This window comes from Microbacterium sp. M (genome assembly GCF_045181065.1).
Lineage (GTDB): Bacteria > Actinomycetota > Actinomycetes > Actinomycetales > Microbacteriaceae > Microbacterium.
The window spans coordinates 513932-533967 of record NZ_CP173721.1 but is presented as its reverse complement, the minus strand read 5'-3'; the positions used below and the strand labels follow the sequence as shown (position 1 = coordinate 533967).

Here is a 20036-nt window from a genome sequence, read left to right as displayed (position 1 = left end):
ACCCTCCGTGTGCGGATCAGATGACGGCGGCACTCCAGGGGTCCGGCTGGCCGAAGCGGTGCGCGGTGATCGAGATCGACTGCTCGTGCAGGAACGCCAGCAGCTCGATGCGGCCGGCCGCGGTGACCTCGCCGTCGAACACCGCCACATCGGGGTCGCCAGCCACCGCCTCGGCGAACAGCCGGTGCAGCTCGGCGACCGCATCGGGGGATCCGACCAGCCGTACCCGCGGAGGGCGCTCCTGATCATCCGAGGACTCCGGATCGCGCTGCGACATCCGCTGCACCCACTCATCGTCCGATTCGACAGCGACCGCTGCTCCGAGTTCGGTCAGCGATCGACGGACCTCCGCCGGCAGGCCGACGGGTGTGGAGACGAAGAATCCGGCGCCGCTGCGGATCGCTGCGACGATGACCCGCAGCAGCTCGTGCCACCCGGCGTCCGCTGTCGCCCTGATCGACACCGCCACCGGACGATAGCGGAACAGATTCCGCTCTACCTCCAGCCGCGACACGTCACGCACCTGGCCGAATTCGCGGTCCCAGGCGATCGCGTCGGACAGCGCCGCGCGACGCAGCCACTCGAACCGCTCGAAGTCCAACGAGGGCTGTGCGGACTCGATGAGGTCCGTGATGCGTCCGTCGAGTCCGCGCAGATGCAGCGTGCTCGATGCCGGAGCTCCGCTGCCCGCACGCCAGGTCCCGAGTCCGATCAAGTGGTTGGGCCCGCCCGCCTTGGCGCCGGGGCCGACCGACGAGCGCTTCCATCCTCCGAACGGCTGGCGTTGGACGATCGCGCCCGTGATGCCGCGGTTCACGGAGAGGTTGCCGGCCTGGACGCGCTCCAGCCAGAGTGCCAGCTCCTCGGGGTCGCGCGTGTGCAGCCCTGCGGTGAGGCCGTACGCCACCTGGTTCTGCAGGTCGATCGCCCGTTCCAGATCGGGTGCGTGCATGATGCCGAGCACCGGCCCGAAGAACTCCTCGCGATGGAATCTCGACCCCGGCAGCACCCCTGCACGGATGCCGGGCCTCCACAGCCGCCCGCTCGCATCCCCTGGCACCGGTGCGGGGCGGACGATCCATCGCTCGTCCTGTTCCAGTTCGCTCAGCGCCCACGCGAGCTTGCCCTGCGGCTGCTCGATCACCGGTCCGACGTCGACGCGGGCCTCGGCCGGCCATCCGACGCGCAGCGAGCGCGTCGCGTCAGCGAGCTGTCGCGCGAAACGCTGCGAGCGCCCGACCGGTCCGACCAGGATCGCCAGCGATGCCGCGGAGCATTTCTGCCCGGCATGCGAGAACGCGCTGCGCACGAGATCCGCGACCGCGAGATCGACGTCGGCTGACGATGTGACGACGATCGCGTTCTTCCCGCTCGTCTCGGCATGAAGGCGGAGATCCGGCCGCCAGGATCGGAACAGCTCGGCAGTGTCCCATGACCCGGTCAGCACGACCCTGTCGACGTCCGGATGCGCGATGAGCGCCTGTCCGAGGTGATCCTCCGGGACATCCGCGAACGCGAGCACGTCACGAGGAATGCCGGACTGCCACAGCGCCTCGGCGATCACCGCAGCGCACCGACGCGCCTGCGGCGCCGGCTTCAGGACCACGGCGGAACCCGCGGCGAGCGCGGCGAGCACGCCCCCGGCAGGGATGGCCAGCGGGAAGTTCCACGGCGGCGCGACGACGGTCACCCGCGAAGGGACGAACGTCGCGCCGGGAACGGCGTCGAGCTCGCGCGCCTTGGCGCCGTAGTAGCGTGCGAAATCGACCGCCTCGCTGACTTCGATGTCGCCCTCGGACAGCAGTTTCCCCGTCTCGTCCGCCGCGACCTCGATGAGCTCGGCACGGCGTGACTCCAGAGCGACCGCGGCGCGCATCAGCGCCTCGGCGCGCTCCGCGGCAGGGCGCGCTCCCCACTCCTCGCCGCCACGCCGCAGTCGGGCGACGATGGCGTCGACCTCCGCTTCATCCGTCACGCGCGCCGCACGGGCAGCGTCGAGTCCGGCGGTCGACCCGCTGACTCGGGTACGGATGCCGCGGGCCCACTCGCGGTTCGCCGCGAGCGACAGATCGGTGTCGGCGGTGTTCTCGAAGCCCGGTGCCCCACCGGCATCCGGGGCGGCCTCGAGCTGCGAGTAGACCGCGGTCTCTACGAAGGGATCATCAGCGGAACCGCGGGAGATCCCGAGCACGATGTTCGTGAGGTCGGTCTCGGCCTCCGGAGCGGGCGGCACCGTGCGCACGGATTCATGCACGGGTGCGCGGCGGTCCTGTGTGCGGTGGGGCGTCATCCGCAGTGTGCGCTGCCCTGCCCGCTCGACAGCATCGAGGAAGCGCTCCTGCTCCCGGACGAACAGTGTCTCGTCCTCGGCGAGGTGGAAGGCCGCGGAGAGGAAGTTCTCGGCCGAGGCGCTCTCCTCGAGGCGACGTGCCAGGTACCCGATGGCGACGTCGAACTCGCGCGGATGCACCACGGGGACGTACAGCCGCACCGGGCCGACGTCCTTCGATACGGCGTGACGGTGCCCATCGGCCATTCCGAGCAGCATTTCGAACTCGACATCAGGACTGCCGCCTCCGAGCTCATCCGCCGGCGTCGAGAGGCCGCGCTCGGTGGCGAGCAGACGGGCATAGGCGATGTCGAACAGGTTGTGCCCGGCGACGCCGATGCGCACGGCTGCCGCGTTCTGCGCCTGCAGTGCCTCGTCGAGCAGACGGAGATGATTGGCGTCGGTGTCGAGCTTGCTGTCGTAGGTCGCCTGCGGCCACCCGTGCATGACGGCATCCACCCGTTCCATCGGCAGGTTCGCGCCCTTCACGAGGCGCACCTTGATGCGCGCCCCGCCGTGCTCGACGCGGTCGCGCGCCCACGCGGTCAGCTCGCGGAGGGCCGGGAGCGCGTCCGGCAGGTACGCCTGCAGCACGATCCCCGCCTCCAGGTGCGCGAGCCGCGGCTCCTCGAGGATGCGCGTGAACACCGCGATCGTCAGATCGAGGTCGCGGTACTCCTCCATGTCCAGGTTGATGAACACGCCGTGCTCGAGCGCGGTGACGTAGAGGGGGAGGAGGCGTGCGGCCGCGGCATCCACCACCTCGTCGAAGGACCACGGGTCCGGACGGCTGAGGATCGACGAGACCTTGACCGAGACGTAGTCGACACCCGGGCGTCGGATCAGATCGTGGATGCCGTCGAGACGGCGCTCGGCCTCGGACTCGCCCAGCACGGCCTCACCGAGCAGATTGATGTTGAGTGTCGCTCCGCTCTCACGGATGCGCCCGATCTCGGCTCCCAGCTTCGCCGGGCGTGCGTCCACGATCAGATGCCCCACCATCTCGCGCAGCGCCCGACGGGCGATGGGCACGGTCGGCGCAGGCAGAGCCTGGGCGATCCCCCCGCCGACCCGAACCGCACCCCGCAGGTACCAGGGAAGGAACCCGGGGACGTCGGGGGCGATCCGATGCAGCTGGGCTGCGGCGGCGCTCAGACTCTCCGGCCGGAGCACGCCGTCCACGAACCCGAGCGTGAAGGCGAGACCGCGTTCGTCGCGCAGCACCTCAGCGAGGCGCTCGGCCGCCGGGTCCGGCTCGACGATCGCAGCCTCGGCGACCCAGCGCCGTACGAGCGCGACAGCGCGCTCGGACAGAGGATCGGACGACACGGGTAAGGCGACCATGGCCACAGCCTAGGAGCGCATCGGCCGACTCCCGCTGAGGCACAGCGAAGGGCGCCGTGTCGGCGTCAGCTCTGGTCGGGGATCACCTGGACCGAGCCGTGGACGCCGGCACTCGAGGAGTAAGAGTCCTCGACGGCGATCGGGATGATCACGGCGATGATCAGCGTCATGACGAGCGCGATCAGGAAGCCGACGCCCGAGAGGACGAGTCCGGTGATCGAGAGCGGACGCCCCTGACGGCGACGGACCGCGATGATGCCGACCACGATGCCGGCGATGGCGACGATGAGTCCGACGAAGGGTATCCACCCGATGAGGAAAGCGCCGATGCCGAGGATCAGTGCGGTGATCGCGAGGCCGCCCGGTCCTGGTGCCGCCGCGGACGGCGGTCCGGCGTACGCGGACGGGGCGCCGTATCCGGGAGCGTAGGGCGCGGCGTTGCCGAGCTGCTGGTCTCCGGGGGCGCCGGTCGGCGGATAGACCACGGGAACGGTCGGGTCAGGGTAGCCGCCTCCGGCGGGCGAGGTACCCGGGTAGCCGGCGCCGGGGCTCGGCAGATGCGGTGCGGGCGGCGGCACGTCCTGCCGACGCGGGTCCGGTGTGCGGTCGGTGTTGTCTGTCATGGGATCTTCTCCGATTCAGCCGCGGGCCGGAGGCCTGGACAGGTCGAGCTCGCGAAGGACTGTGTCGCCCATCATCTCACCGGATGACCTCGGGGGCCTCCGGTCTGCTCACCGGGCTTGCCGACCGTGTACTGATGCGCGGTGCCGTCCGTATCGAGCACGGACACCTCCGACGGCCGAGAGTACCCATGCGCCGACCGGCCGACCATGGGCAGTACTGCCCATGCAGCGCCGTTCTGTTTCACCATGACCCACGCGGAACTCTAGGATGTTGCCGTGACTCGGTCGGGGGCAGCGCAGGGGGCGGTCGACGCCGCCTTGGCGGCCGCGTCCTCGACGGCGCCTGCAGGAACGGATGCCCAGCCGAAGAAATGGGTCTCCGCCGTCACCTCCCGGGTCTCCACGAAGTGGATCGGGGGCGCCGCGACCGTGCTTATCCTCGGCACCACCGCTGGGTTCGGCGGCCTCGAGGCCGTCCCAGAGCCGCCGCTGCCCGAGCTCGGTGCCGGAGACACCTTCACCGGGGCCGGCATCGAGATGACGCCGCAGCGCGCGGTGCTCATCGATGAACTCAACGAGACCGGTGTCCGCCCGGAGGAGGGCGAACGCCTGCTCGTGGTCATCATGGATGTCACGAACGTCGACGACGCGGCGCGCCCGTCGAGCACGGGGAAGGGATCGCTCAACGCGATCCGCGTCGAGGACGTGCCCGACATCGCGCCGACCGTAGCTCGTTACGACGATACGACCCGTGATCCGTGGCTGCAGCCCGGGGTGCCCGCGCAGCTGGTGCTGACGTGGGCGGTTCCTGCCTCCGACTTCGCCGACGGCGAAGACGTCCGCATGGCGCTGCCCACCGCGACCGAATACACCGGGGAATTCTTCATCTACGGCGAGTACTGGGAAGACGAAGTGATCGGTGCGCACGCCACGCTCGCCGTCGAGGACGTCGGTGCGGGGGTCGAGGAATGAAGCGCGCGATCCCGTGGCTGGTCACCGCCGCGCTTTTGATCGCCGCGTGGCTGGTGGCGCTCATCACGCCCGACGACAGCGCGTCCGCCGAGCCCTTCGTCGTCCCGGTGACGATCGGCGAGCAGGCCGCCGGCCGCGACTTCTCCGTGACGGTGCACGATGTGACAATCGCCGACGCGGTGTCGGCCGCGAACGGCTGGAGTGCCGAGGGCACCTGGCTGGTGGTCGAGTTGGATGCCGAGGCGAACCTCGACCAGTTCGGAATGAGCTTCAAAGGCGCAACGCTGGTCATCGACGATCAGTCGTTCCGTGCGAGCGAGCGCGTGCCGTCCTTCCTGTCGACGCAACTGGTGACGGGCGTCTCGCAGAGCGGAGCACTCGCGTTCGAACTCCCCGAGGAAGCCCGCACCAGCACCGGCGTCCTCCAGCTCTCCGCGAAGGAGGACACCAGGGCCGATTCGGTCGCCGAACTCGAGATCGACCTCGGCGCCCTCACGCCGGTCGCGGATGCCGAGGTGCGCGAGACCGATTGGACCCACCCATGACCGGCTGGTGGCGGCGCAACCGCCTCGCTCTCATCGCTTTGGCGGTCCTCGTCGCCGTGACGACCGCGACACTCGTGGGCGTTGCGTGGTCGCGGTACTACCTGTACGAGCCGACCGTTCCCGTGAATGCCGCCGAGGGAGAGACCGCCGAACTCGCCGACGCCACGTGGGGTCCGGTGCGGGCTGTCGACATCACCGACGTCGACGAGCTTCCAGCACCGTCGGATGCCCGGGTGATCGCCGTGGCCGTGCCGGTGGACCCGCATGGCGACTCGCCGTCCTGCTTCTCGCCCGTCTTGGTGGAGCAGGACACCGGCCGGCGCTGGGGTCAGATGAACACCGCACTCGGCATCACCGACACGTACGAGGAGCCGTCCAGCTGCACGACACCCGAGGTTGACGAGAACGGCGACCCGGGCCCGATAGTCCCGTACGAGATCTTCGTGGGCTACATCGTGCCCGCGGATGCAGAGGGACCGTTCTGGGTCGAGGTGGCCGAGATCAATTCCTACCCCTCGTTCATCAGGTTCTCGGTCGAGCCCTGACCGCCCGTCGGCGTGGTCGCGGCTTCGACCATCCGATGCCGGCGCAGCGCGCCGAGTGAGGTGTCGTAGGCGCCCGCGACGACGCTGATGCGGATGGGCTCGATGACGAGAGCGAGGCACAGGGTCAGCGCGTCGTTGACGACCAACCAGAAATCGACGCGGCTCTGCGGCCCGATGACCCTGGTCACGAGGTAACTCAACGTCGTGTCACCGGCGAGCACGATCGTGTAGAGCAGGATGTACGTCCCGATGAGAAGCGGTCCGGCACGCCACATCAGCACGATCGCGTCGATGATCGGGGTGAAGCGCGACGCGAACTCGGCGCCGAGCTGCCCCAGCATCCGACGCAGCAGCGTGGGGACCTTCTCCGCCTGCGTACGTGCGCGCTTGTACAGCGCGATGTCGAGCTTGGGCTTCTCGGCGGCGATGGCCTGGCCGTAGATCACGCCGGCGATCGCGAGCCAGGCGAGAGGTTCGACCACGAGCCCGGCGAGCTGCCCGATGAACCACTCGAGGCCGTCCCACACCCACGCGACGGGGACGAGCTGCGCGCTCACCCACTCGCGGAAATCGAGCGCCCACTGGATGCCGACGCGGGTGTCAACCCAGGCGTTCACCCCTTCCAGGGCGTCCTTGATGACGATGATCGAGAGGAGCACCCAGACGGCCTCGAGGTACACCGCCACCACGGAGAACGGAGCCGGGAGCTTCTTCGGCCACTTCTTCCACGCCCATCGCCCGGCGAACGCCAGGACGATCAGCACACCGGTGATCGCATCCAGCGTCAGGTTGCTGCCCACCCCACCGGTCGGCGCTTCAGTCTGGTTCGCGATGGCCTGCCAGCTGATGTCGCTGCGCACCTGGAGTGCACGGAAGTCGTACGCGATCACGTCGTCCTGCAGCATCCCCCAGGCCGCGTACACCGCGAAGAACGGCAGGATGCTGGCGAGCAGCGTGTTCAGGAAGGTCTCACGCCGTTCGGATGCCGCCTGCGGCACGGGCGCGATCGTCTGCAGCTCGCGCAGCCCGTCGCGGACGACGAGGAACATCGCGACGAACGCGACCAGTCGCGCGAGGATCGCCAAAGGAAGCAGCAGGATGCCGCCGGTGGGCGTGAACGCGCCGACGTAGCCGGCGAGCTGGATCAGACCGAAGTGGAGCAGATACCCCGCAAGGTACCACGCCACGAGCGCGGGCCAATGCCCGGCGAGCACGCGCCACGTCGAGGAGAGGAGGGTCAGCACGAAGCCACGTTAGCGCTCGTGCCGCGTCACGACCAGACGCTGGGCGCCTCGGCGCGCGTCGACGGCAGCGCGGACGCGGCGGCCCACTCGTGCATCCACGGCTCGACGTCAGGGATGCCCTCCGGGCGACCGACCGCGGCGAACAGCTCCTGGTGCGAGAGCGTCCCGCCGCTTCTCTTGAGCATCCGTGCCCTGACGATCACCCTGGCGTAGATCTCGCCGCCGACGACGGCCCGATGCTCCATGTAGATCGCCTTGTCGTCGTGACCGAGCAGCCGCGACTCGATGTCGAAGCGCTGCCAGAGTTCGAGCGACTTGCGGAACGTCACGGTCTCGGCCGAGACCACCGCGTACCAGCCGTTGCGCTTCATGACATCGCTCATGCCGGTGCGCACGAGCAGATCCCAGCGGCCGAGATCGAACAACGAGAGGTAGCGGCCGTTGTTCATGTGCCGCAGGACGTCGATGTCCGTCGGCAGCGTGGTCAGCCGAATGCGGCCGACCTCGGTCGGCGCGATGCGTCCTTCGCGTCGCACACGACGCCGTGCGCTCCACATCACGAGCAGGGTCCGCCAGATCACGTTCACAAGGTGCGAGCGTACCCCGATCATGAGCAGGTTCTTCTACAGAGCGTAGATTTCCGGTTCTCCCGACCCGCGCGTAGAGTCACGGGCATGAGCGCCGAAGCCCAGCCAGAAGTCATCGTCCGTCCGGTCCGTGATGTGGACGCGGAGGCTCTGGGTCGTGTGCACGCACAGTGCTGGCACGAGACCTACGACCACCTGATCAGCAAGGCAGCACTCGAGAAGGTCTCACCCCGGCGACTCGCCGAGCTGTGGACCCACTGGGCCATCCAGGGCCCCGAGTTCAAGATGAGCGCAGCGCTCGTCGACGGAGAGATCGTCGGCTTCGTCGGTTCGGGCCCTGCGCGCGACAAGGATGCTCCCGCGAATCGCGAGCTCTACTTCATCTACCTCCTGGATGCCTGGCACTCCACCGGTCTCGGGCAGAAGCTGTTCGATGCCGCCGTGGAGAAGGATGAGCCGCTGTACCTGTGGGTCGCCGGAGACAACCCGCGCGCGCACCGCTTCTACACGCGCAACGGCTTCCATCTCGATGGCGCCTCGCACACCGAGCCCTTCCTCGGCGAGACGCTGACCGAGGTCCGCTTCGTCCGCTGAGCCGGTCGCCACGGCATCCCGGCGTCACACGAGGGATGCCGGGATCAGAGGCGTTCGAGGATCGTGACGTTCGCGACGCCGCCGCCCTCGCACATCGTCTGCAGCCCGTAGCGGCCGCCGGTGCGCTCGAGCTCGCTGAGCATCGTCGCCATCAGGCGGGTTCCCGTCGCACCGATCGGATGCCCGAGGGCGATCGCGCCTCCGTTGACGTTCACCCTCTCGTGGGGTGCGCCGGTCTCCTGCATCCATGTGAGCACGACCGAGGCGAAGGCCTCGTTGACCTCGAAAAGGTCGATGTCGTCGATCGTCATTCCTGCGCGCGCCAGCGCGTGCCGGGTGGCAGGGATCGGCGCGGTGAGCATGAAGACGGGGTCATCCCCGCGCACCGACAGATGATGGATGCGGGCGCGCGGCGTGAGCCCGTGATCCTTCACCGCCTGTTCGCCGGCGATGAGCACGGCACTCGATGCATCACTGATCTGCGAGGCGACCGCCGCGGTCAGACGGCCACCCGGACGCAGCGGCTGCAGGCCCGCCATCCGCTCGAGAGTCGTGTCGCGGCGGACGCCCTCATCCGTCGCGAGTCCGTTCAGCGGCACGATCTCCTGGTCGAAGCGCCCGTCGTCCTGCGCGACGGCGGCACGGCGGTGGCTCTCGAGTGCGTACTGCTCCATCGCCTCCCGCGTGATGTCCCAATTCTCGGCGATCAGCTCGGCGCCGGCGAACTGCGAGATCTCGAGGCCGCCGTATCTCGCCTGCCAGCCGGGCGACTCAGCGTACGGGGTGGTGAACCCGTACGCCTCACCGGCGGCGGCCGACGACAGGATGGGCAGTTGCGACATGTTCTGCAGCCCACCGGCGATCACGAGATCCGCGGTCCCGCTCATGACGGCCTGTGCGGCGAAGTGCACGGCCTGCTGACTCGATCCGCACTGGCGGTCGATCGTCACGCCCGGCACGTGCTCGGGGAACCCGGCGACCAGCACAGCCGTGCGCCCGACGTTGCCGGCCTGGCCGCCGATCGCGTCGATCGCTCCGATGATGACGTCATCGATCGCGGCCGGATCCACGCCGACTCGGTCGACGAGCGCGCGCAGGCTGTGCGCTCCGAGGTCGGCCGGATGGATGCCGGAGAGCGAACCGCCCCGCTTGCCGACCGGCGAACGGACCGCGTCGACGATGTATGCCTCTGCCATGTTGTCCTCCGTGATCGTCGGATTCAGCGCCCTGAGACGTTCCCGAAGCCCTTCGCGATCGGGGCGATGATCAGCGGGCGCGCGGCGAACCAGCCGATGCCGATCACCGCGAGGGACGCGATGAACACCCAGAACCCGGTCCAACTGACGAGATCCTGCGAGGCGTACATGTGATTCAGGTTGCGCAGAGCGCCCGTCGCCATCACGAGGATCACGTGCACGACGATGAACGCGATGAAGTAGATCATCACAGGGAAGTGCACTGCGCGAGCCCACTCGACCGGGTACGCCTGGTTGAGGCGCTCGGCGTTCTTCGGCCAGATGCCCGACATCCGCACACCGGTGATGGTGGCGAGCGGGGCTGCGAGGAAGATCGTCGTGAAGTAGGCCAGCTGCTGCAGGCTGTTGTAATTCGCCCAGCCGTTCTCGGTCGGCCAGTCCAGCGATAGGTACTGCAGGCCGGCCGAGAGCGCGTTGGGGAAGACCTCCCAGCTGGTCGGAACGACCCGCACCCAGTGCCCTGTCGTGAACAGCAGCACGATGAAGATCACGCCGTTGACGAGCCAGAGCACATCCAGCGCCTGGTGCAGCCACAGCGTGAGACTGATCTTGTACTTGGGGTTGCGCCTTGAGGTCCAGAACACCGTCGGACGCTTCTCGGCCCGCACCGTGAGACCGGTGCGGATGATCAGCACCATCAGGAACATGTTGAAGAAGTGCTGCCAGCCCACCCATCCGGGAATCCCCGGCTGCGTGCCTTCCGGCAGGTGGTACTCGCCGGGGAAGGCGGCGAGGAAGTCCCCCATGACCGGGGTGCTGAGGATCGTCCGGACGAATGCGATGGCGGCGATGCCGAGGATGCCGAGGCCCGCGAGGCCGAGGAGACCGGCGATGGCCTGGGTCCACGTCGGACGCCTCTTCGCTTCGGATGCCGAGGCCGGCGCATGCCTCGGGGCGAGGCCGTTCCAGACGGTGCGCGGGACCGCGAGCGGGACGGAGACGTCGCGCGCGGCGTTGGCCGACGCCACCACTTGGGGGGCCGACACACCACCTGTCGGACGTTCATCGCCGATCGGTCCGACATCTGGCGTGTCGGCCCCCGGAATCGTGGAGACGGCGGGTGGGGCGGGAGACATCGGTGCAGCGCCCGTCGGCGCGTCGGCCGGCACACGCGGTGCGAGCGCGATGCCTGCCGGAGGCCAGGGCTCCCCACCGGGCGTGCGGGGCAGCCCTCGGCGCACCGAACTCGATGCGGTGTCCCGCTCGTGGACCGCCGCAGGCTCCGGCCCGGTCACGGGCGAGGGGGCATTCGACGTGTCGGCACGTGCTGCCGCGCTGGTCGTCGCTGCGGCGGTGCCCGCCGTCGCAGCAACCGCGGCCGTCGCCTCGTTCCGAACCGACGTCCCGGTATCGCCAGAGGCCGACGCCGCGGCGACACTCGCCTTCGTGGTGACCGCCGAATCCGCGGGAGGCCAGGGCTCGCCACCGGGTGCACGCGGGAGGCCGCGACGCAGCGGGCCGGTCGCGGCAGACGCCGTGGCGGTGGCCGCGGCGTTCACTCCGGGGGCCGACACGTCACTTGTCGGACGTTCTTCGCGGGGTTGTCCGACATCTGGCGTGTCGGCCCCCGACGTGGAAACGACGGACGCGGCGACCGGCGCCTCGACGAGCGAGGTGGGCACATCGCCCGGAGGCCAGGGCTCTCCACCCGGCACGCGTGGCAGTCCGCGACGCAGCATCCGACTACTTCCCTCGGGCTTCGAGGGCCTCGATCAATTGCGGCACGACGGCGAACACGTCTCCGACGATGCCGAAGTCGGCGATCTCGAAGATCGGCGCCTCGCCGTCCTTGTTGATCGCGACGATCGTCTTGGCGGTCTGCATGCCGGCGCGGTGCTGGATCGCCCCGGAGATGCCGAGAGCGATGTACAGCTGCGGCGACACCGAGACACCGGTCTGTCCCACTTGATGGGCGTACGGGATGTATCCGGCATCCACGGCCGCGCGAGAAGCGCCCACCGCCGCACCCAGTGCGTCGGCCAGTTGCTCCACCAGGGCGAACTGATCCTTCGAGCCCAGGCCTCGTCCACCCGACACGACGCGCGCCGCGCCGCGCAGGTCAGGCCGGGAGGAGGCGACTTCGACGGCCTCGATCGGACCGGCCGTGGCGGCCGGTGCGCCGGAACCCGTCACGGAGAGCTCTTCGACGGTCGGCGACGCCACCGCTTCCGCGCGCGTGTCGACGGCGCCCTGGCGCACGGTGATGATCGGAGCGCCGTAGGTCGGCGCGGAATCCACCAGGTACGCACCGCCGTAGACGGAGTGGTGCGCCACGATGCCCTCGTCGTCACGGGAGACCCCGATCGCATCCACGGAGACGGCGTTGCGCGTGCGCACCGCGAGTCGGCCGGCGACGTCGCGCCCTGTGATCGAGTTGGAGATGAGCACGGCATCCGGAGACACCTTCTCGAAGGCCGCCTGCAGGGCGTCGACGAGCGGCACGACCAGCGCGGTGTCGTCGACCGCGGCGGTGAGCACGACGGACGCTCCGGCGGCGGCCGCGGCATCCACAGCGCTCTGCGATCCGCCGGGGACGAGCGCGACCGGGCTGCCGACGGACGACGCCGCGCCGATCAGAGCGGCCGTGCTGCCGGCGGCATCACCGGCCGGCGTGACGTCGACGAGGACGAGGATCGGGTTCTCGGGGTAGCCCATGCTCACACCAGCCTGTTCTGCACGAGGAAGTCGACCAGCTGCTGTGCGGCATCCCCCTCATCTGTGATCTTGATGCCCGCCGCGCGCGGAGGCTTCTCCGAGACCGAGGTCATGATGGTCCGCGGAGCAGCGCCCGCGTCCGCTGAGACACCCAGATCGGCGAGCGAAAGCACCTCGAGCGGCTTCTTCTTGGCCGCCATGATGCCCTTGAAGTTCGGGAAGCGTGCGTCGGGCAGCGCCTCGGTGATCGAGATGACCGCCGGAAGCGATGCCGAGACCGCCTGCGATCCGGCATCCGCGGCCCTCGTGCCGGCGATGCCGTCGGCGCTGATCTCCACCGCGCTCAGCGCCGTCGCCTGCGCGAAGCCGAGATGCTCGGCGAGCATCGCCGGGATGACGCCGGCGGATCCGTCGGTGGAGAGGTTGCCCGTGATGACCAGGTCGGGTTCGCCGCGGCGGATCGCGGCGGCGAGGACCTCGGCTGTGAGACCCAGGTCGGCGCCGACGAGCTGCTCGTCCGCGACATGCACGGCTGACCCGGCGCCGATCGCGAGGGCGCGTCGTACGGAAGCCGTGGATGACTCGGGCGCCATCGACAGGGCGACGACCTCGGTGCCCTCGCTCTTGTCCGCGTAGCTGAGCGCGACCTCGAGCGCACGCTCGGTGATCTCGTCCAGGACGACATCGCCCGCCGCACGATCGGCCAGGCCGGTCTCCAGATTCAGCTTGCGATCGCCGTAGGTGTCCGGCACCTCTTTGACCAGGACGAAGATCTTCATCGATTGCTCCTCACGACACTTCGATTCTAGTCCGGTGAGACTGAGTCTCACCGCCGACGACCGTCGAGCGCTCCACGATCCGAGCGTAGCGCGCCGCACCGACTCGGCGGCAGGGCCGAGTACCGTGGATGCGTGGCCCAGCATCGACCCCTGCCGATCGATCCGCTCGCCGAGGCGAAGCGGCAATGGCTCGCGCACGGCTGGACGGATGCCGCGGAGGGCATGACCGTCGTCATCTCGGTGATGAGGGCGCAGCAGCTGCTGCTGGCCAGGGTCGACGCCGCGCTCAAGCCCTTCGAGCTGTCGTTCGCCCGCTACGAGGTGCTGCGCCTGCTCGCGTTCAGCCGTCGTGGACGCCTGCCGCTGTCGAGCGTGGTGTCGCGCCTGCAGGTGCACGCGACGACGGTCACCAGCACGGCCGACCGGCTGGTGCGCGACGGCCTGATCCTGCGCGAACCGCATCCGCACGATGGCCGAGCGGCGATGCTCGCGCTCACCGATGCGGGCCGCGAACTCGTGGAGCGGGCGACCAGGGCGCTGAACACCGAGGTCTTCGCCGACCCAGGCATCAGCCCCGAGGATGCGGCAGATCTGGTCGGCATCGTCGCACGCCTGCGCAAGGATGCCGGGGACTTCACCGACCCCCGCCCGCAGCCCGATCCGCTGTGACGCCCTCCTTCGTCGTCCAACGCGTCATCCGCGCGGCACCGGCGCGGGTGTACGCGGCATCCCTCGACCCGCAGCTGCATGTGCGGACGATGGCGCGATACGGCGAGACGATGGTCGCCGGACCCGAGGGCGGGGTCTTCACCGAGGGGGCGACCGTGACCTGGCGCGCGCGGCACTTCGGCATCCCGTTCCGACTGACCTCCGTCGTCTTCGATCTCGACCCGCCGCACGGATTCAGCGACCGCCAGATCAATGGCCCGTTCGCGATCTTCCGGCACGAGCACGATTTCGAGGAGCATCCGGACGGCACGCTGATGCGCGACACGATCACACTGCGCTCTCCTTTCGGGCCGATCGGCGCACTCGTCGACCGGCTGTTCATGCGCGAATACATGCGGCGGCTGATCGACGAGCGCGGAGCCATCCTGGCCGCCGAGGTCGAGCACGCGTAATCTGTCGGGCATGACAGAGCTGCGCCTGCACACCATCCTCGAATCGAGCGGGCCGGCCGCCGCGATCGTGCTCACCGACGAGCAGGTCGCCGCCTTCGGCGCCGGCAAGGTGTTTCCCGTGGTCGTCTCCTTCGGCGACCGCAGCATCCGGCTCCGCCTGGCCCGGATGGGTGGGCGGAATCTGATCGGATTCAGCCAGGCCGCCCGTGCCGAGATGGGTCTCGAGAAGGACCAGGAGATCGACGTCACGATCACGGTCGACACGGCGGAGCGCGAGGTCGAGATTCCGCCGGCCCTCGCCGACGCGCTCGATGCGGATGCCGGGCTGCGCGCCGCCTTCGACGCCCTGTCGTACTCGAAGCGCAAGGAGCAGGCGCGCCAGGTCGCCGAGGCGAAGACGGACGAGACCCGCACCCGTCGCGTCGAGAAGGTGCTCGCCGCGCTGCGCGCCTGACGCGCGGCGGGCTCAGCTGTTCGTGAACCGCGGCGCGCGCTTCTCGCGGAAGGCCGCCATGCCCTCCTTCTGGTCCGCGGTGTCGAACAGGGCGGCGAACGCCTGCTTCTCGTGTGCGAGGCCCTCTGCGAGGGTCGTCTCCATCGCGGCATCCAGCGCGGCTTTGGCCGCGTAGATGCTCGGCAGGGACTTGGACGCGATCGTCTCGGCCAGCGTCGACGCCTCGGCGAGCAGCTCGGATGCCGGGACCACCCGCGACACCAGCCCGGCACGCTCGGCCTCCTCCGCGCCGATCAGCCGGCCCGAGAGCACGAGTTCGGCGGCCTTGTAGTACCCGACCGCGCGGATCAGCCGCTGCGTCCCGCCCATGCCGGGGATGACGCCGAGGTTGATCTCCGGCTGCCCGAACTTCGCAGTGTCGGCGGCGAGAATAATGTCGCACATCATCGCCAGCTCGCACCCGCCGCCCAGCGCGAAGCCGCTGACGGCTGCGATGACGGGCGTGCGGACCGCGGCGAAGTTGTTCCAGGCGCCGAAGTGGTCGGTGGCGAGCATCTCGGATGCCGTCATCGACTCCATCTCCTTGATGTCTGCGCCGGCCGCGAACGCCTTCTCGCTCCCGGTGACGACGATCGCGCCGATCCCGTCATCCGCGTCGAATGCGACCGCGGCGGCCGTCACCTCGTCGGCGACCTGCCCGTTCAGGGCGTTCAGAGCGTGCGGTCGGTTCAGCGTGATCCATCCGACGCGGCCGCGCTGTTCGACCAGGATCGTCTCGTACTCGCTCATGGGAGCCTCCTCACTCGCCGGTTTCGAATCGCTCGAATGACGGCAGAAATGCGTCGAGACCGGTCATTCGGCGATTCGAACGCTCGAGACGATCCTCACACGGAGCCGTCGCGGATGTCGGCGATGATGCCGGAGAAGTCGCGCTTCGCACCGTCGCCTGCTGCATAGGCGGCGTAGATCTCCTGCGCGAGGCGCCCGAGGCGAGCGTCGGTACCGGTCTGCTCGATCGCCTCGAGCGCGAGTCCCAGATCCTTCGACATCAGCGCACCGGCGAAACCGGGCTGGTAGTCGCGGTTCGCCGGGCTCGTGGGCACCGGCCCCGGCACCGGGCAATTCGTCGACAGCGCCCAGCACTGACCGGATGCGTTCGACGCGACCTCGTACAGGGCCTCGTGGCTGAGGCCGAGGCGCTCGGCGAGCACGAACGCCTCGCCGACCACGATCTGCGACACCCCGAGGATCATGTTGTTGCAGACCTTCGCGGCCTGTCCGAGCCCTGGACCGCCGCAGTGCACGATGCGCTTGCCCATGTGCTGGAGGATCGGCTGCGCCGCGGCGAAGTCGTCGTCCGATCCGCCCACCATGAAGGCCAGCGTCGCGCTCTCCGCCCCCACGACGCCACCGGAGACGGGGGCGTCGACCTGTCGATGTCCGGCGGCGACGGCGAGCGCATGCGCCTCCTGCGCGTCGGCGACCGCGATCGTGGACGACTCGATGAACAGCGTCCCCGCCGGCGCCGCATCGAGCAGGCCCTCTCGATAGGCCGACAGCACGTGTACGCCTGCGGGGAACATCGTGATGACGACCTCGGCGGATGCCGCGGCATCCGTTCCGGAATCGGAGATGGGGATCCCGGCTGCCGACGCGGCGTCGCGCGCCTGAGGAACCACATCGAAGCCGGTGACCTCGTGACCGGCGTCGATGAGGTTGTGCGCCATCGGCAAGCCCATGTGACCGAGGCCGAGGAATGCGATTCTCATGACGCGACCTTCAGGGTCTCGCGTCCGACGATGAGCTGCATGATCTCGTTCGTCCCTTCCAGGATCTGGTGCACGCGGAGGTCGCGCACCACCTTCTCGATGCCGTAGTCCTGCAGATATCCGTACCCACCGTGCAATTGGAGCGCGCGGTTGGCGACATCGAACCCGGCATCGGTCGCGAAGCGCTTGGCCATCGCGCACCGCACCGATGCGTCCTCGTCACCGGAGTCGACGGCGGCCGCGGCGTCCTGCACCATGAGCCGCGCGGCATGCAGTTGCGCCCGCATGTCGGCGATCGCGAACACGATGCTCTGCTTGTCCGCGAGCGGCTCGCCGAACGTGAAGCGCTCGTGCACGTATCGGATCGCCTTGTCCAGGGCCCATTGCGCGCCGCCCAGGGAACAGGCGGCGATGTTCAGGCGCCCGCCGTTGAGAGCCGACATCGCGATCTTGAAACCGCCGCCCTCGTCGCCGAGCCGTGCAGACACCGGCACCCGCACCTCGTCGAGGATCACCTGCCTGGTCGGCTGGGCGTGCCAGCCCATCTTCTTCTCGGGGGCCCCGAAGCTCAGCCCTTCGGCGTCACCCGCGACGAGGAACGCCGTGATGCCCCGCGCTCCCGCGTCGCCGGTGCGTGCCATCACGACGTAGACGGCCGCCTCGCCCGCGCCGGAGATGAACTGCTTCACACCGGTGAGCACGTACTCGTCGCCGTCGCGGATCGCGCTGGTGGCTATGGCGGCGGCGTCGGATCCCGCACCCGGTTCGGTCAGGCAGTAGCCCCCGAAGCCGGTCATCGCGGTCAGGATCGGCAGCCAGTGCGACCGCTGCGACTCGTCGCCGTAGCGGTCGATCATGCCGACCACCATGTTGTGGATTGAGATGTAGGCGGCGACGGCCGGATCGCCCTTGGCCAGCTCTTCGAAGATGGCGACCGTGTCGGTGCGCGACAATCCGGTGCCGCCGAAGTCCTCACTGGCGTAGACGCCGCCCAAGCCCAGCTCTCCCGCGAGCTGAAGACTCTCACGCGGGAAGATGTGGTGCTCGTCGCGCTCCTGGGCGAACGGAGCGAGCTCGGTCTCGGTGAACTCCCTGACCGCCTGCAGGATGGCCTGGCGTTCCTCGGTCGTGGTGGTGATGAGGGTCATCGATGCTCCTTGTGGGATCAGCGGATGGGGATCAGCGGGTGGTGGGCATGACGAAACTGGCTCCGTCGCGGACGCCGTGCGCCGGCCAGCGACTCGTCACGGTCTTGGTCTTCGTGTAGAAGCGGAAGGAATCCGGTCCGTGCTGGTTCAGGTCGCCGAACCCGCTGCGCTTCCAGCCGCCGAACGTGTAGTAGCCGAGCGGCACAGGGATCGGCACGTTCACCCCGACCATCCCGACGTTCACGCGAGCGGCGAAGTCACGGGCGGCGTCGCCGTCGCGGGTGAAGATGCCGACGCCGTTGCCGTACTCGTGATCGGATGCCATCGCCAGCGCCTGCTCGTAGTCGCGCGCCCGCGCGATCACGAGCACGGGACCGAAGATCTCCTCGCGGTAGATCGACATCTCGGTCGTGACATGGTCGAACAGCGTGGGTCCGAGGTAGAACCCCTCCTCATACCCGTCGACGACGAGGCCTCGGCCGTCGGCGAGGAGGGTGGCCCCGGCGTCCACACCCTGCTGGATGCAGTCGGTGACGCGGTCGACGGCAGCACGCGTGATGAGCGGTCCGTAGTCGACGCCCTCCGCGAGCGACGGCCCGATCCGCAGCTGAGCGACGCGCTCGGTGAGCTTCGCCGCGAGGGCATCAGCCGTGTCGTCTCCGACCGGCACCGCGACCGAGATCGCCATGCAGCGCTCCCCCGCCGAACCGTAGCCGGAACCGATGAGAGCGTCGACGACCTGGTCGAGGTCGGCGTCCGGCATGACGACGAGGTGGTTCTTCGCGCCGCCGAAGCACTGCGCGCGCTTGCCGTGCGCGGCGGCCGTGGCGTAGATGTACTCGGCGATCGGCGTGGAGCCGACGAAGCCGATCGCCTTGACACGGTCGTCCTCCAGCAGCGCATCGACGGCCTCCTTGTCGCCGTGGACGACGTTGAGGATGCCCTCCGGCAGACCGGCCTCGAAGAACAGCTCCGCGAGTCGGACCGGAACCGACGGGTCGCGCTCGCTCGGCTTGAGTACGAAGGCGTTGCCTGCGGCGATCGCAGGGCCCGCCTTCCACAGCGGAATCATCGCCGGGAAGTTGAACGGCGTGATGCCGGCGACCACGCCGAGCGGCTGACGCAGCGAGTACACGTCGATGCCCGTCCCCGCCTCGGTGGAGTACTCGCCCTTGAGCAGGTGCGGCGCGCCGACGGCGAACTCGATGACGTCGAGACCGCGCTGGATGTCACCCTTCGCATCGTCGAAGGTCTTGCCGTGCTCGGCGGAGAGCAGCCGCGCGAGGTCGTCCATGTCCCGGTGCACGAGGTCGAGGAAGCGCATCAGCACGCGGGCGCGCTTCTGCGGGTTGGTCGCGGCCCACCCGGGCTGCGCCGCCTCGGCGTTCGCGATCACGCGGCGGACCTCATCGGCGCTCGCGAGCGGCACACGGGCCTGAACGGCTCCCGTGCTGGGGTCGAACACGTCGGTGAAGCGCCCGGAGTCCGGGGTCAGGAGCGATCCGCCTACGAAATGGGGGATGGTGCGAGTCATTGTGCGAAGTCCCTTCGTGCCACCATTGGCACAAGGAAAGCTTACTTTGCCCCTCACGGATTTACTAGGGCGTCCTAGTAATCAGAGATAGTCATCCGGATGCAGTTGGCGGATGCCGCGGTTGTGCAGCAGGAACTGCGCCCGCAGCGGAACCTCGAGCGACGAAGCCGCATCGGCCATCGCGCTCGCCCACGCGCGATCGTCGTCATCCAGCGTGCTGGGGCCCACCCGTTCCCAGACGAGCACGACACTCGCGTTGCCGGTCGCTTCGCGGAGCATGCCGCTGCGATGCATGAGGAGGTGCGCCTGGTCGACCGGCCCGAGGTCGTCGACCTCCACCTCTTCGTGCGGATCCTCCGGGTAGTCGTCCATCGGCATGAGCGGGTCGCCGAGGCGCCCGTACTCGTCGATGAACATGAGCCACATCTGGCGGCGGTTCGCCTGCCGGAGCAGCACGTGCAGCAGGTCGCGCAGGTCGTCGTCGTGGTCGAGGATCAGGTCTTTGAGAGTCGTGTTCGCGTCAGTCATGAGGCGATG

The 20036-nt window shown here is 69.1% G+C and carries 20 protein-coding genes; 7 read left to right on the top strand and 13 right to left on the bottom strand.

Annotation, left to right across the window (positions count from 1 at the left end; translation table 11 throughout):
- Positions 1–16: 16 nt before the first annotated feature.
- Positions 17–3673 carry a proline dehydrogenase family protein gene (locus tag ACI7YT_RS02475; RefSeq protein ID WP_406248842.1) on the bottom strand — a complete coding sequence of 1219 codons (3657 nt, stop codon included), beginning with the start codon at positions 3671–3673 and terminating at the stop codon, positions 17–19.
- A gap of 65 nt (positions 3674–3738) precedes the next feature.
- The gene (locus tag ACI7YT_RS02470) at positions 3739–4296 is read right to left on the bottom strand and encodes a DUF4190 domain-containing protein (protein ID WP_406248840.1); all 558 of its coding nucleotides are present in this window, start codon (positions 4294–4296) and stop codon (positions 3739–3741) included.
- A gap of 276 nt (positions 4297–4572) precedes the next feature.
- Here ACI7YT_RS02470 and ACI7YT_RS02465 point away from each other — a divergent pair, with 276 nt between their 5' ends.
- The 3 genes from ACI7YT_RS02465 to ACI7YT_RS02455 are packed head-to-tail and all read left to right on the top strand — an operon-like array spanning position 4573 to position 6358.
- Positions 4573–5268, top strand: a complete 696-nt coding sequence (locus ACI7YT_RS02465) for a hypothetical protein (protein ID WP_406248838.1) — start codon at positions 4573–4575, stop codon at positions 5266–5268.
- Positions 5265–5813 (top strand): hypothetical protein, encoded by a 549-nt coding sequence (locus ACI7YT_RS02460; protein ID WP_406248836.1) that lies wholly within the window; start codon positions 5265–5267, stop codon positions 5811–5813. Before ACI7YT_RS02465 ends, ACI7YT_RS02460 begins: the two co-directional genes overlap by 4 nt.
- Complete coding sequence (locus tag ACI7YT_RS02455) at positions 5810–6358, top strand: hypothetical protein (protein ID WP_406248834.1); 549 nt, start codon at positions 5810–5812, stop codon at positions 6356–6358. The genes ACI7YT_RS02460 and ACI7YT_RS02455 overlap by 4 nt, the downstream gene beginning before the upstream one ends.
- Here the strand turns inward: ACI7YT_RS02455 and ACI7YT_RS02450 are convergent.
- Positions 6322–7602, bottom strand: coding sequence for a hypothetical protein (locus ACI7YT_RS02450; RefSeq protein ID WP_406248832.1), 1281 nt, complete (start codon positions 7600–7602; stop codon positions 6322–6324). The genes ACI7YT_RS02455 and ACI7YT_RS02450 overlap by 37 nt on opposite strands.
- Positions 7603–7628: 26 nt before the next feature.
- Complete coding sequence (locus tag ACI7YT_RS02445; protein WP_406250474.1) at positions 7629–8189, bottom strand: thioesterase family protein; 561 nt, start codon at positions 8187–8189, stop codon at positions 7629–7631.
- A gap of 87 nt (positions 8190–8276) precedes the next feature.
- Between ACI7YT_RS02445 and ACI7YT_RS02440 the strand changes: the two genes are divergently transcribed.
- Positions 8277–8783 (top strand): GNAT family N-acetyltransferase, encoded by a 507-nt coding sequence (locus tag ACI7YT_RS02440; protein ID WP_406248831.1) that lies wholly within the window; start codon positions 8277–8279, stop codon positions 8781–8783.
- Between the two features lie 44 nt (positions 8784–8827).
- On the opposite strand, the gene ACI7YT_RS02435 is transcribed toward ACI7YT_RS02440, so the two are convergent.
- The 4 genes from ACI7YT_RS02435 to ACI7YT_RS02420 form a co-directional block, all read right to left on the bottom strand.
- Positions 8828–9979: an acetyl-CoA C-acetyltransferase gene (locus ACI7YT_RS02435; RefSeq protein WP_406248830.1), complete on the bottom strand. Its 1152-nt coding sequence runs from the start codon at positions 9977–9979 to the stop codon at positions 8828–8830.
- 23 nt (positions 9980–10002) lie between these two features.
- Positions 10003–11553: a cytochrome b/b6 domain-containing protein gene (locus ACI7YT_RS02430; protein WP_406248828.1), complete on the bottom strand. Its 1551-nt coding sequence runs from the start codon at positions 11551–11553 to the stop codon at positions 10003–10005.
- Positions 11554–11722: 169 nt separating this feature from the next.
- On the bottom strand, positions 11723–12694 hold the full coding sequence (locus ACI7YT_RS02425) for an electron transfer flavoprotein subunit alpha/FixB family protein (protein ID WP_406248826.1): 972 nt from the start codon (positions 12692–12694) through the stop codon (positions 11723–11725).
- Positions 12695–12696: 2 nt separating this feature from the next.
- Positions 12697–13473 carry an electron transfer flavoprotein subunit beta/FixA family protein gene (locus ACI7YT_RS02420; RefSeq protein WP_406248824.1) on the bottom strand — a complete coding sequence of 259 codons (777 nt, stop codon included), beginning with the start codon at positions 13471–13473 and terminating at the stop codon, positions 12697–12699.
- 132 nt (positions 13474–13605) lie between these two features.
- Between ACI7YT_RS02420 and ACI7YT_RS02415 the strand changes: the two genes are divergently transcribed.
- Genes ACI7YT_RS02415 through ACI7YT_RS02405 form a run of 3 tightly spaced genes read left to right on the top strand, consistent with a single transcriptional unit; the run spans position 13606 to position 15048 of the window.
- The gene (locus ACI7YT_RS02415) at positions 13606–14142 is read left to right on the top strand and encodes a MarR family winged helix-turn-helix transcriptional regulator (RefSeq protein ID WP_406248822.1); all 537 of its coding nucleotides are present in this window, start codon (positions 13606–13608) and stop codon (positions 14140–14142) included.
- On the top strand, positions 14139–14594 hold the full coding sequence (locus tag ACI7YT_RS02410; protein ID WP_406248820.1) for an SRPBCC family protein: 456 nt from the start codon (positions 14139–14141) through the stop codon (positions 14592–14594). The genes ACI7YT_RS02415 and ACI7YT_RS02410 overlap by 4 nt, the downstream gene beginning before the upstream one ends.
- 10 nt (positions 14595–14604) lie before the next feature.
- Positions 14605–15048 carry a YdeI/OmpD-associated family protein gene (locus ACI7YT_RS02405; RefSeq protein ID WP_406248818.1) on the top strand — a complete coding sequence of 148 codons (444 nt, stop codon included), beginning with the start codon at positions 14605–14607 and terminating at the stop codon, positions 15046–15048.
- A 12-nt stretch (positions 15049–15060) separates the two neighbouring features.
- Here ACI7YT_RS02405 and ACI7YT_RS02400 read toward each other — a convergent pair whose 3' ends face one another.
- The 5 genes from ACI7YT_RS02400 to ACI7YT_RS02380 form a co-directional block, all read right to left on the bottom strand.
- The gene (locus ACI7YT_RS02400) at positions 15061–15837 is read right to left on the bottom strand and encodes an enoyl-CoA hydratase-related protein (protein WP_406248816.1); all 777 of its coding nucleotides are present in this window, start codon (positions 15835–15837) and stop codon (positions 15061–15063) included.
- Between the two features lie 95 nt (positions 15838–15932).
- The gene (gene mmsB / locus ACI7YT_RS02395; protein ID WP_406248814.1) at positions 15933–16817 is read right to left on the bottom strand and encodes a 3-hydroxyisobutyrate dehydrogenase; all 885 of its coding nucleotides are present in this window, start codon (positions 16815–16817) and stop codon (positions 15933–15935) included.
- Positions 16814–17965, bottom strand: a complete 1152-nt coding sequence (locus ACI7YT_RS02390) for an acyl-CoA dehydrogenase family protein (protein ID WP_406248812.1) — start codon at positions 17963–17965, stop codon at positions 16814–16816. Before ACI7YT_RS02390 ends, mmsB begins: the two co-directional genes overlap by 4 nt.
- Positions 17966–17996: 31 nt before the next feature.
- The gene (locus ACI7YT_RS02385) at positions 17997–19499 is read right to left on the bottom strand and encodes a CoA-acylating methylmalonate-semialdehyde dehydrogenase (RefSeq protein WP_406248810.1); all 1503 of its coding nucleotides are present in this window, start codon (positions 19497–19499) and stop codon (positions 17997–17999) included.
- An 81-nt stretch (positions 19500–19580) separates the two neighbouring features.
- The gene (locus tag ACI7YT_RS02380; RefSeq protein WP_406248808.1) at positions 19581–20027 is read right to left on the bottom strand and encodes a hypothetical protein; all 447 of its coding nucleotides are present in this window, start codon (positions 20025–20027) and stop codon (positions 19581–19583) included.
- Positions 20028–20036: the final 9 nt, after the last annotated feature.

What these genes read in the sequence shown, in the direction of transcription:
- ACI7YT_RS02420 (WP_406248824.1), bottom strand. Translation starts at nt 13,473, where the DNA reads ATGAAGATCTTCGTCCTGGTCAAAGAGGTGCCGGACACCTACGGCGAT.
- ACI7YT_RS02405 (WP_406248818.1), top strand. Translation starts at nt 14,605, where the DNA reads ATGACAGAGCTGCGCCTGCACACCATCCTCGAATCGAGCGGGCCGGCC.
- ACI7YT_RS02470 (WP_406248840.1), bottom strand. Translation starts at nt 4,296, where the DNA reads ATGACAGACAACACCGACCGCACACCGGACCCGCGTCGGCAGGACGTG.
- ACI7YT_RS02380 (WP_406248808.1), bottom strand. Translation starts at nt 20,027, where the DNA reads ATGACTGACGCGAACACGACTCTCAAAGACCTGATCCTCGACCACGAC.
- ACI7YT_RS02460 (WP_406248836.1), top strand. Translation starts at nt 5,265, where the DNA reads ATGAAGCGCGCGATCCCGTGGCTGGTCACCGCCGCGCTTTTGATCGCC.
- ACI7YT_RS02425 (WP_406248826.1), bottom strand. Translation starts at nt 12,694, where the DNA reads ATGGGCTACCCCGAGAACCCGATCCTCGTCCTCGTCGACGTCACGCCG.
- ACI7YT_RS02400 (WP_406248816.1), bottom strand. Translation starts at nt 15,837, where the DNA reads ATGAGCGAGTACGAGACGATCCTGGTCGAACAGCGCGGCCGCGTCGGA.
- ACI7YT_RS02475 (WP_406248842.1), bottom strand. Translation starts at nt 3,673, where the DNA reads ATGGTCGCCTTACCCGTGTCGTCCGATCCTCTGTCCGAGCGCGCTGTC.
- ACI7YT_RS02390 (WP_406248812.1), bottom strand. Translation starts at nt 17,965, where the DNA reads ATGACCCTCATCACCACCACGACCGAGGAACGCCAGGCCATCCTGCAG.
- ACI7YT_RS02455 (WP_406248834.1), top strand. Translation starts at nt 5,810, where the DNA reads ATGACCGGCTGGTGGCGGCGCAACCGCCTCGCTCTCATCGCTTTGGCG.
- ACI7YT_RS02435 (WP_406248830.1), bottom strand. Translation starts at nt 9,979, where the DNA reads ATGGCAGAGGCATACATCGTCGACGCGGTCCGTTCGCCGGTCGGCAAG.
- ACI7YT_RS02440 (WP_406248831.1), top strand. Translation starts at nt 8,277, where the DNA reads ATGAGCGCCGAAGCCCAGCCAGAAGTCATCGTCCGTCCGGTCCGTGAT.
- mmsB (WP_406248814.1), bottom strand. Translation starts at nt 16,817, where the DNA reads ATGAGAATCGCATTCCTCGGCCTCGGTCACATGGGCTTGCCGATGGCG.
- ACI7YT_RS02385 (WP_406248810.1), bottom strand. Translation starts at nt 19,499, where the DNA reads ATGACTCGCACCATCCCCCATTTCGTAGGCGGATCGCTCCTGACCCCG.